Annotated in this window: 10 protein-coding genes and 1 pseudogene; 4 read left to right on the top strand and 7 right to left on the bottom strand. The window is 61.6% G+C overall.

Going from position 1 to position 10,065, the window contains the following annotated elements; all coding sequences use genetic code 11:
• Nucleotides 1-133 precede the first annotated feature (133 nt).
• The 5 genes and pseudogenes from CKW07_RS23165 to CKW07_RS23145 form a co-directional block, all read right to left on the bottom strand.
• Nucleotides 134-364 (bottom strand): annotated as a pseudogene (locus CKW07_RS23165) (gamma-butyrobetaine hydroxylase-like domain-containing protein); the annotation flags it as partial.
• 19 nt (nt 365-383) lie between these two features.
• Nucleotides 384-860, bottom strand: coding sequence for a thioesterase family protein (locus tag CKW07_RS23160; RefSeq protein ID WP_095147218.1), 477 nt, complete (start codon nt 858-860; stop codon nt 384-386).
• Between the two features lie 25 nt (nt 861-885).
• Nucleotides 886-1,851, bottom strand: a complete 966-nt coding sequence (locus CKW07_RS23155) for an L-carnitine dehydrogenase (RefSeq protein WP_095147217.1) — start codon at nt 1,849-1,851, stop codon at nt 886-888.
• Between the two features lie 53 nt (nt 1,852-1,904).
• A complete protein-coding gene (locus CKW07_RS23150; protein ID WP_095147216.1) occupies nt 1,905-2,792 on the bottom strand; it encodes a 3-keto-5-aminohexanoate cleavage protein in 888 nt (295 codons plus the stop codon).
• A 101-nt stretch (nt 2,793-2,893) separates the two neighbouring features.
• A complete protein-coding gene (locus CKW07_RS23145; protein WP_095081413.1) occupies nt 2,894-3,838 on the bottom strand; it encodes a choline ABC transporter substrate-binding protein in 945 nt (314 codons plus the stop codon).
• A 193-nt stretch (nt 3,839-4,031) separates the two neighbouring features.
• Between CKW07_RS23145 and CKW07_RS23140 the strand changes: the two genes are divergently transcribed.
• Nucleotides 4,032-4,976, top strand: a complete 945-nt coding sequence (locus tag CKW07_RS23140; protein ID WP_095147215.1) for a GlxA family transcriptional regulator — start codon at nt 4,032-4,034, stop codon at nt 4,974-4,976.
• Nucleotides 4,977-5,016: 40 nt separating this feature from the next.
• On the opposite strand, the gene CKW07_RS23135 is transcribed toward CKW07_RS23140, so the two are convergent.
• On the bottom strand, nt 5,017-5,433 hold the full coding sequence (locus CKW07_RS23135) for a DUF3010 family protein (RefSeq protein ID WP_095147214.1): 417 nt from the start codon (nt 5,431-5,433) through the stop codon (nt 5,017-5,019).
• A gap of 117 nt (nt 5,434-5,550) precedes the next feature.
• Nucleotides 5,551-5,952 (bottom strand): lysozyme inhibitor LprI family protein, encoded by a 402-nt coding sequence (locus CKW07_RS23130; protein WP_095147213.1) that lies wholly within the window; start codon nt 5,950-5,952, stop codon nt 5,551-5,553.
• A 237-nt stretch (nt 5,953-6,189) separates the two neighbouring features.
• On the opposite strand from CKW07_RS23130, the gene CKW07_RS23125 reads away from it, so the two are divergent.
• The 3 genes from CKW07_RS23125 (at nt 6,190) to dgcA (ending at nt 9,987) form a co-directional block, all read left to right on the top strand.
• Nucleotides 6,190-7,167: a dipeptidase gene (locus CKW07_RS23125; RefSeq protein WP_095147212.1), complete on the top strand. Its 978-nt coding sequence runs from the start codon at nt 6,190-6,192 to the stop codon at nt 7,165-7,167.
• A 213-nt stretch (nt 7,168-7,380) separates the two neighbouring features.
• The gene (locus tag CKW07_RS23120) at nt 7,381-7,911 is read left to right on the top strand and encodes a DUF5943 domain-containing protein (RefSeq protein ID WP_095147211.1); all 531 of its coding nucleotides are present in this window, start codon (nt 7,381-7,383) and stop codon (nt 7,909-7,911) included.
• Between the two features lie 15 nt (nt 7,912-7,926).
• Nucleotides 7,927-9,987: a dimethylglycine demethylation protein DgcA gene (gene dgcA / locus CKW07_RS23115; RefSeq protein ID WP_095147210.1), complete on the top strand. Its 2,061-nt coding sequence runs from the start codon at nt 7,927-7,929 to the stop codon at nt 9,985-9,987.
• The last annotated feature ends 78 nt before the right edge of the window (nt 9,988-10,065 follow it).

Below are 10,065 nucleotides of genomic sequence, written 5' to 3'. Positions count from 1 at the left end.
GGTGTGCAACATCCCTCAAACCCGCGCTACCGGAACAATAATCCTGCACTGCTGCGTGTTTTGCTTGCTCTGTGTACTTACCCATGACGCCCCCAAAGGTTGTGTCCAACCTTTGGGGGTCAGTTCAGATGATGGCGGGAACCAGGTCTTCAGGGACGTCGACGATTTCCAGCACTTGCTCGCGAGTCACGCTGTAGACGCACTCGGCGCAGGGGCAGTTATCGCGTAACCAGGGGTGATGAAAGGGGCTGGTCCGGCCATCGGCCCACTTCACCAATACGCGATCCGCCAGGGGGTGCACGGCGGACAACGGGCTGATCATTGGGTAACGGCGAAAGTCGGCTACGGCGGCGCGGGTGTTCATGGACGCTCCTTGTGCGGTGTTATTTTTCCGGTGGCAGTGCAATGACCCGGCCGATGTAAGTCGGTGTGGGCAGGCCCGATTGCAGGGCGGTCAGGGCCCGCAGCTTGTTGGCGACCTGCTCGCTGAACGGCGTCGAACGGGGGCCGGCAAGGTCGACGTGCAACAGCATCTGCTCGTTGCCCGCCAGCTCCAGTGGGTCGTCCACCCGGTGCAGGCTGTGGTAGAGGTGCAGGCGCTTGCGGTCGTGGCCGATGATCCGGGTGTGCACTTCAACCTCGGTGCCGAGCTTCACTTCGTGCAGGTAGTTGAGGTGCAGTTCAAGGGTGAACAACGAGTTGCCCGTGGCTTCGCGGTGGTTGCTGTCCATACCCAGCTGATCCATTAGTGCGTCGGTGGCGTAGCTGAAAATCAGCAGGTAAAAGGCATCGCGCAGATGGCCGTTGTAATCGACCCAGTTGGGGATGATGGTGGTTTGGTAGGTGGTGAGGGTGGGCATGGTGGAACTCCACAGGTTTCGGGGTTTATTCGCTGAAGGTCATTCCATGCTTGGCCTTGGTGGTCTTCACCGCGTCCAGCACCGCCAGCAGGCAGTCATCACGATAGCGCTCCAGCGCCGAAATGCTGTGTTTACCCAACTGATCGTGGGTGCCGTCGACCACATCGTCGATCAGCTTGTCGGTCAGTTCCGGTGCCGGCAGGTAGGTCCACGGCAGTTGCAAGGCCGGGCCGAACTGAGCCATGAAGTGGCGCATGCCAGCATCGCCACCGGCCAGGGTGTAGGTCAGGAAGGTGCCCATGAACGACCAGCGCAGCCCGGCGCCAAAGCGGATGGCATCGTCGATTTCACCGGTGGTGGCCACGCCGTCGTTGACCAGGTGCAACGCTTCTCGCCACAGCGCCTCAAGCAGGCGGTCGGCAATGAATCCCGGTACCTCCTTGCGCACATGCAGCGGGCGCATGCCCAAGGACTCGTACACCTTCATCGCGGCCTGGATGGCTTCAGGTGCGGTGTTCTTGCCACCGACCACTTCCACCAGGGGCAGCAGGTACACCGGGTTGAACGGGTGGCCGACCACGCAGCGTTCAGGGTGGGTCGAGCTCTCGTAGAATTCGCTAGGCAGCAGGCCCGAGGTGCTGGAGCCAATCAGGGCATCGGGCTTGGCCGCCGCGCTGATCTTGCCGTGCAGTTCGAGTTTCAGTTCAAGGCGCTCCGGGGCGCTTTCCTGGATGAAGTCGGCGTCCCGCACGCACTCTTCGATGGTCGCCACAAAACGCAGTCGATCCTGTGACGCGCCGGGTGCCAGGCCCTGTTGCTCAAGGGCTCCCCAGGCATTGGCGACGCGTTTGCGCAAGGCGGCCTCGGCACCGGGCGCCGGGTCCCAGGCCACCACATCCAGGCCATGGGCGAGGGCGCGGGATACCCAGCCGCTGCCGATGACACCACTGCCCAGTGCCGCGAAGGTTTTGATTTCGGTGATAAAGCTCATGGCGATTTCCTGAATGAATTCGGTGATCTTTGTAGGAGCGAGGGTGAACGTGATTAACCGCGCTGGACCAGGCCCATTTTCTTGCGGCCTTCGGCCGGGGTCAGAACACGGGCGCCGAGGCGGCTGAGGATTTCGCTGGCGCGTTCGACCAGTTGGCCGTTGGTCGCCAGTACACCCTTGTCCAGCCAGAGGTTGTCTTCCAGCCCGACCCGTACGTTGCCGCCCAGCAGCACCGCTTGGGCGGCCATCGGCATTTGCATGCGGCCGATGCCGAAGCCGGCCCACACCGCATTGGCGGGCAGGTTGTCGACCATGGCCTTCATGGTGGTGGTGTCGGCCGGCGCGCCCCATGGGATGCCCAGGCACAGCTGGAACAGCGGGTCGTCGAGCAGGCCTTCCTTGATCATTTGCTTGGCGAACCACAGGTGACCGGTGTCGAAGATTTCCAGCTCGGCCTTCACCCCCAGTCCTTGTATGCGTTTGGCGCCGGCACGCAACTGGGCCGGGGTGGAGACGTAAATGGTGTCGCCGTCGCCGAAGTTCAGGGTGCCGCAGTCCAGGGTGCAGATTTCCGGCAGCAACGCCTCGACGTGGGCCAGGCGGGTCAGCGGGCCGACCAGGTCGGTGTTCGGGCCGAACTCCATCGGATTCTCGCCGGCCCCGATCTCCAGGTCGCCGCCCATGCCAGCGGTGAGGTTGACGATGATGTCGACGTCCGCTTCGCGAATCCGCTCCATCAACTCACGGTACAGCGCCACATCACGGCTGAACTTGCCGGTTTGCGGGTCGCGCACATGGCAATGGACCACGGTGGCCCCGGCTTTGGCGGCCTCCACCGCGGCCGCGGCGATCTGTTTCGGAGTGACCGGCACGTGCGGGCTCCTGGCGGTCGTGTCGCCAGCACCGGTGAGTGCGCAGGTGATGATGACGTCATGGTTCATGGTGGGATTTCCTTCAGGCCGGATTTTCCGGGCGTAATGGGGAGGCGTAGCGATCCCGTTCGCAGCCGTCGGCGGCTGCGAAGCGGTGGTTCATGTCGGTGTTACTGGTGAGTCAGTTGCAGGTTCGCGGCAGCCGGTTTGCCGTCGAAGGTAGTCACGCCTTCGAGCCAGCGTTGCTGATCCTGCGGGTGATCCTTGAGCCACTGGCGGGCCGACTCGAAGGCGTCCTTGTGGTCGAGCAGCGGTTGCATCATCCGGCTCTCGTCTTCGGCGGTGAAGGTCAGGTTACTCAGCAGGCGGCTGACGTTCGGGCACTGCTCGGCGTATTTCGGTGCGGTGACGGTCCAGACCGTGGCCATGCCTTCGTTCGGGCCGAGGGCGTCGTCGCTGCCGGTGAGGTAGGTCATCTGTACGTTGACGTTCATCGGGTGCGGCGCCCAACCGAAGAACACCACGGCTTCCTTGCGCCGTACGGCGCGATCCACCGCCGCGAGCATGCCGGCTTCACTGGATTCGACCAGCTGGAATTTGCCCAGGCCGAACTGGTTCTTGGCGATCATCGCCTTGATCTGGGTGTTGGCCCCTGAGCCGGGCTCGATGCCGTAGATCTTGCCGCCCAGCTCTTTTTCGAATTTGGCGATGTCGGCGAAGGTCTTCAGGCCCTTGTCGGCCAGGTAGGTCGGCACGGCCAGTGTGGCGCGGGCGTCCTTGAGGCTCGGGGCTTCAAGGACTTTGACCTGGTTGGCGTCGACGAACGGGGTGATGGTCTGGGTCATCAGCGGGTTCCAGTAGCCCAGGAACAGGTCCAGGCGCTGGTCGCGGATGCCGGCGAAGATGATTTGCTGGGAAGCGCTGGTCTGTTTGGTCTTGTAGCCGAGGCCATCGAGCAGCACTTGTGTCATGGCGCTGGTGGCGATCACGTCGGTCCAGTTCACCACGCCCATGCGCACGTTCTGGCACGCGGCAGGGTCGGCAGCCATGGCGCCGGAACTCAAGAAAGCGGTACCACTGAGTGCAAGTACACAGCTGCTGATCAGTCGTTTCATGGTGGGATCCTCGGCAGGTCGTTATTGTCGGGTCCGGCATCTGTCGTGCCGGTGATGTCACGTTACGCAGCTCAACATCGCAGAAAACGCACAGCGGCGACCAGCTCTTGCACTGCAGCGACCTGTGCCCTTGTCTGTCGCTGGCAAGTGGCGTATCAACGTTCACACGCTACCCGCCATCCGAGTGCGTTCCATGTCCCAGGATTTCTACTTTTTGCTGATGCCGGGATTCTCGGCGATTGGTTTCATTTCGGCGATCGAGCCGCTGCGGGTGGCCAACCGCTTTCGCGGCGAGCTGTACCGCTGGCATGTGCTGAGCGCCGACGGCGGGCCGGTATTGGCCAGCAATGGCATGTCGCTCAACGCCGACGCGGCGCTGGAGCCGCTGAAGAAGGGCGCGACGTTATTGGTGGTTGCTGGCTTCGAACCGCTGAAGTTCGTCGACCCGGCTCTGGAGCACTGGCTGCACCGCCTGGATCACGAGGGCGTCACCCTCGGTGGGATCGATACCGGCAGTGTTGTCCTCGCCGAAGCCGGCCTGCTGGACGGCCATCGGGTGACCCTGCACTGGGAAGCCATCGAGGCCTTCAAGGAGTCCTATCCACAGCTGAGCGTCACCCAGGAACTGTTCGAAATCGACCGCCGACGTATCACTTCGGCCGGCGGCACCGCGTCCATCGATTTGATGCTGGACCTGATCGACCAGGCCCACGGTCCAGAGCTGGCGGTCCAGGTCAGCGAGCAATTCGTACTCGGGCGCATCCGCCCGCGCAAAGACCACCAGCGCATGCAGATCGCCACGCGCTATGGCATCAGCAACAAGAAACTGGTGCAGGTCATCGGCGAGATGGAACGGCACAGCGAGCCGCCCCTGAGCACCCTGGAACTGGCGGAGTCGATCAAGGTCACGCGACGGCAGCTGGAGCGCCTGTTCCGCCTGCACCTCAACGATACGCCGAGCAATTTCTACCTGGGCCTGCGCCTGGAAAAAGCCCGACAACTGCTGCGCCAGACCGACATGAGCGTGCTGGAAGTGAGTATTGCCTGCGGGTTTGAATCACCGTCGTACTTCACCCGCAGTTATCGGACACGCTTTGCGCGGTGCCCGCGGGAGGATCGACGTACCGCCAAGGCATGATCGCTCCCATGCGGAGCATGGGAGCGATCAGTGCAGGGCTTTACTTCTTCATCAGCGCCGAACATGCCGCTTTGAAGGCTTCATGCTGATACTTGTTCAACGAGGCCGGCAGGGCGAAGTCGTGTTTTTTGTTTTGCGCATTGATGGTCTGCGGCGACAGTAGCGTCACCTCGCAATTGTCCAGCAGCTGGAAAACCCCTTCGATCTTGAACGTGGTCGGCCCGCCGGCGAATTCGCCTTTCTTGCTGCGTTTCTTGATCGCGATCCGGTCGATGGCGTGTTCGCGGACAAACGAGGCGACGTGCGCCGCGAAGGCTTTGACGTTGGCGGCTTCGTCGTCATCGTCCAGGGCGATCTTCTTGGTGTTCAGGGCGACGTGGCTCAGGGCCTGACCGTCAAGGGAAGCTACAGCGATGATGGCTTCGCTGCCTTTGATTTCGATACCGCAGAGTTTCATGTAAGTCCTTTGGATTGTGTTGGGAGGCGCGTTGTTTGTCTTGGCGCTTGCGGACAAACGCAGCTCAGCCAGATCGCGCCCAATGGAACCGGGGTTACCGAACTGTCGCCGTAAACCTTATTCCTGCGCAATCGACTCGAGAAACTCCGATCGTTCGTCGCTCTTGTTCGCCAGGCAGTCGTTCTGGTCGATGGCATAGGCCTTGCTGCCCACGGCGGCGGGGAACGGCGCAATGGCGCAATCGGCATCCCGGGACTTCATCCACAACTGTTCGGCGGTCTGGAGTTTGCCGGTGATGTCGACCACTTGTGTCTTGCTGTCCGCGTATTGGGCTTTGACCCGCTCCAGCAACCCCTGGAAATTCTCCTTGAGCAACTGTTCCGCGGTGGTTTTGTTGTAGGCCGAGCATTCCAGGGTCTGGATGTCGTTTTCGACCGCATCGCACGGGCTGTTGTCAGCCTCTTCGGCGGCATGTACGCCGGTGGTCATCAGTGCCAAAGCCAGGAAGATCGATTTCATTGCGCCGCCGCCCCATATTCCAGTGAACCATCCATTGATGCGGCGGATTCTGGCTCAAGCGCCGGCTAAAGAACAGGCAGGCAAACAGCACTGGCCAGGCCCCTTTGTCGTGTCTTGACGCTTTCGGCAATTCCCCTGTCGTTTTTGCACCCGGCTGCACAGGCACCGAGGCATATGCTGACCCCAAAGCGCCGGCAGACGATTCGGCGCATGAATCGCTAATAAGGGGACAGCCTGATGAGCCCAGCCGAATTGCACGCCGACAGCATCGTTATCGACGGGCTGATCATTGCCAAGTGGAACCGTGAGCTGTTTGAAGACATGCGCAAGGGCGGCTTGACCGCGGCCAACTGCACCGTGTCGGTGTGGGAGGGGTTCCAGGCGACCGTCAACAACATCGCCGCCAGCCAGAAATTGATTCGCGAGAACGGCGACCTGGTGATGCCGGTGCGCACCACGGCTGATATCCGCAAGGCCAAGGAGCTGGGCAAGACCGGCATCCTCTTCGGCTTCCAGAATGCCCACGCCTTCGAAGACCAGATCGGCTATGTCGAGGTCTTCAAGCAACTGGGCGTCGGTATTGTGCAGATGTGCTACAACACCCAGAACCTGGTGGGCACCGGTTGCTACGAGCGTGACGGCGGCCTGTCGGGTTTCGGTCGCGAAATCGTGGCCGAGATGAACCGCGTCGGCGTCATGTGCGACCTGTCCCATGTGGGCTCCAAGACCTCCGAAGAAGTCATCCTCGAATCGAAGAAGCCGGTCTGCTACTCCCACTGCCTGCCGTCGGGGCTCAAGGAGCACCCGCGCAACAAGTCTGACGAAGAGCTCAAGTTCATTGCCGACCATGGTGGTTTCGTCGGCGTGACCATGTTCGCACCGTTCCTGGCCAAGGGCATCGATTCGACCATCGACGACTACGCCGAAGCCATCGAATACACCATGAACATCGTCGGCGAAGACGCCATCGGCATCGGCACCGACTTCACCCAGGGCCATGGCCAGGACTTCTTCGAATACCTGACCCATGACAAAGGCTACGCCCGCCGCCTGACCAGCTTCGGCAAGATCATCAACCCGCTGGGTATCCGCACCGTGGGCGAGTTCCCGAACCTGACCGAGACGCTGCTCAAGCGCGGCCATCCCGAGCGTGTGGTGAGAAAGATCATGGGCGAGAACTGGGTGAACGTTCTCAAAGACGTCTGGGGCGAGTGAATAACTCTGGAGCCTACTCCGCTCGCCGATAGCTGCGTCAGGTCCTCGCGCCAAGCTCGCCGTACGTCCCGTACTGTCTCGCTTGTCGCTCCGGTCCTTCCTTGCTCTCGACGTGCTCGCTACGGCTCCAAAGTCATTCACACAGCTTGTTTATAAGAGCAAAGCAAAAGCTTTGCTAAGCACTGACCACGAATTTTCTGGAGTTAAGTTTCCATGGCCAAGATCGCCCCGCAATTGCCTATCGAAGTCGACAGCGAGACCGGTGTCTGGACCTCCGACGCCCTGCCGATGCTGTACGTGCCGCGTCATTTCTTCGTCAACAACCACATGGGCATCGAGGAAGTGCTGGGCGCCGACGCCTACGCCGAGATTCTCTACAAGGCCGGCTACAAGTCCGCCTGGCACTGGTGTGAAAAAGAAGCCGAATGCCACGGCCTGGAAGGCGTCGCGGTGTTCGAACACTACATGAAGCGCTTGTCGCAACGGGGCTGGGGCCTGTTCAAGATCCAGGACATTGACCTGGATAAAGGCACTGCCAGCGTCAAGCTCGAGCACTCGGCGTTCGTCTACGTGTACGGCAAGGTCGGACGCAAGGTCGACTACATGTTCACCGGCTGGTTTGCCGGTGCCATGGATCAGATTCTGCAAGCGCGTGGCAGCAAGGTCCGCACCGTCGCCGAACAAGTCTACGGTGGCTCCGAAGAAGGCCACGACGACGGTTTGTTCACCGTCAAGCCGTTGTAAGTCGAGGAACCCGCCATGGCTTTCGAAGCAATGTTCCAGCCGATCCAGATCGGCAAACTGACCATCCGCAACCGCGTGCTCAGCACCGCGCACGCCGAGGTCTATGCGACCGACGGCGGCATGACCACCGACCGGTACGTCAAGTATTACGAAGAGAAGGCCAAGGGCGGGATCGGCCTGGCGATTTGCGGCGGCTCGTCGGTGGTGGCCATTGACAGCCCACAGGAATGGTGGAGCTCGGTGAACCTGTCCACCGACCGCATCATCCCGCACTTCCAGAATCTGGCCGACGCCATGCACAAGCACGGCGCCAAGATCATGATCCAGATTACCCACATGGGCCGTCGCTCACGCTGGGACGGCTTCAACTGGCCAACCCTGATGTCGCCGTCGGGCATCCGTGAACCGGTGCACCGCGCCACCTGCAAGACCATCGAGCCGGAAGAAATCTGGCGGGTGATCGGCAATTACGCCCAGGCTGCGCGCCGGGCCAAGGCTGGCGGCCTGGACGGCGTCGAGCTGTCGGCGGTGCACCAGCACATGATCGACCAGTTCTGGAGCCCACGGGTCAACAAGCGTACCGACGAATGGGGCGGCACCTTCGAAGGGCGGATGAAGTTCGGCCTGGAAGTGTTGAAAGCCGTGCGCGCCGAGGTCGGTGACGATTTCTGCGTCGGCATGCGTATCTGCGGTGACGAGTTCCACCCGGACGGCCTGTCCCACGAGGACATGAAACAGATCGCCAAGTATTACGACGACACCGGCATGCTCGATTTCCTTGGCGTGGTGGGGTCGGGGTGCGACACCCACAACACCCTGGCCAACGTGATCCCCAACATGAGTTATCCACCGGAGCCGTTCCTGCACTTGGCGGCCGGGATCAAGGAAGTGGTCAAGATCCCGGTGCTGCATGCCCAGAACATCAAGGACCCGAACCAGGCCACGCGGATTCTGGAGGGCGGCTACGTCGACATGGTCGGCATGACCCGCGCCCACATCGCCGACCCGCACCTGATCGCCAAGATCAAGATGGGCCAGATCGACCAGATCAAGCAGTGCGTCGGCGCCAACTACTGCATCGACCGTCAGTACCAGGGCCTGGACGTGCTGTGCATCCAGAACGCCGCGACTTCCCGTGAATACATGGGGGTGCCGCACATCATCGAGAAGTCCACCGGGCCGAAACGCAAGGTGGTGGTGGTCGGTGCCGGCCCTGCCGGGATGGAAGCGGCGCGTGTGGCCGCCGAGCGTGGCCACGACGTGACCCTGTTCGAGAAAAAAGAATTCATCGGCGGGCAGATCACGACCGCTTCGAAAGCCCCGCAGCGGGACCAGATCGCCGGGATCACCCGCTGGTTCCAGCTGGAGCTGGCACGCCTGAAAGTTGACCTGCGCTTGGGCGTAGCCGCCGACGCGGCGACCATTCTCGACCTGCGTCCGGACGTGGTGGTGCTGGCCGTTGGCGGCCATCCGTTCCTGGAGCAGAACGAGCACTGGGGCGCGGCCGAAGGCCTGGTGGTCAGCAGTTGGGATGTGCTCGACGGCAAGGTGGCACCTGGCAAGAACGTGCTGGTCTACGACACCATTTGCGAGTTCACCGGGATGTCGGTGGCCGACTTCCTCGCCGACAAGGGCAGCCAGGTCGAGATCGTCACCGACGACATCAAGCCGGGTGTGGCCATTGGCGGTACATCGTTCCCGACCTACTACCGCAGCATGTACCCCAAAGAAGTGATCATGACCGGCGACATGATGCTGGAAAAGGTCTACCGCGAAGGCGACAAGCTGATTGCGGTGCTGGAAAACGAATACACCGGTGCCAAAGAGGAGCGGGTGGTCGACCAGGTGGTGGTGGAAAACGGCGTGCGGCCGGATGAAGAGATCTACTACGCGCTCAAGGAAGGCTCGCGCAACAAGGGCCAGGTGGATGTCGAAGCCCTGTTCGCGATCAAGCCGCAACCGTCGTTGAGCCAACCGGGCGATGGCTACTTGTTGTTCCGCATCGGCGACTGCGTGGCCCAGCGTAATACGCATGCGGCCATTTATGACGCACTCCGGCTCTGTAAGGATTTTTGACGGCTTAGCTGCAAGCCGCAAGCTGCAAGCCGCAAGTAAAAGCGCAGCCTCGCCGCTGCTCTGACTTGCAGCTTGCAG

Source organism: Pseudomonas sp. Irchel s3b6 (genome assembly GCF_900187415.1).
Taxonomy (GTDB): domain Bacteria; phylum Pseudomonadota; class Gammaproteobacteria; order Pseudomonadales; family Pseudomonadaceae; genus Aquipseudomonas.
The sequence above is the reverse complement of the archived record's forward strand: the minus strand, read 5'-3'. Positions and strand labels throughout refer to the sequence as shown.

Coding starts and splice junctions, on each gene's coding strand:
- CKW07_RS23160 (WP_095147218.1), bottom strand. CDS start 860: ATGCCCACCCTCACCACCTACCAAACCACCATCATCCCCAACTGGGTC.
- CKW07_RS23155 (WP_095147217.1), bottom strand. CDS start 1,851: ATGAGCTTTATCACCGAAATCAAAACCTTCGCGGCACTGGGCAGTGGT.
- CKW07_RS23150 (WP_095147216.1), bottom strand. CDS start 2,792: ATGAACCATGACGTCATCATCACCTGCGCACTCACCGGTGCTGGCGAC.
- CKW07_RS23145 (WP_095081413.1), bottom strand. CDS start 3,838: ATGAAACGACTGATCAGCAGCTGTGTACTTGCACTCAGTGGTACCGCT.
- CKW07_RS23140 (WP_095147215.1), top strand. CDS start 4,032: ATGTCCCAGGATTTCTACTTTTTGCTGATGCCGGGATTCTCGGCGATT.
- CKW07_RS23135 (WP_095147214.1), bottom strand. CDS start 5,433: ATGAAACTCTGCGGTATCGAAATCAAAGGCAGCGAAGCCATCATCGCT.
- CKW07_RS23130 (WP_095147213.1), bottom strand. CDS start 5,952: ATGAAATCGATCTTCCTGGCTTTGGCACTGATGACCACCGGCGTACAT.
- CKW07_RS23125 (WP_095147212.1), top strand. CDS start 6,190: ATGAGCCCAGCCGAATTGCACGCCGACAGCATCGTTATCGACGGGCTG.
- CKW07_RS23120 (WP_095147211.1), top strand. CDS start 7,381: ATGGCCAAGATCGCCCCGCAATTGCCTATCGAAGTCGACAGCGAGACC.
- dgcA (WP_095147210.1), top strand. CDS start 7,927: ATGGCTTTCGAAGCAATGTTCCAGCCGATCCAGATCGGCAAACTGACC.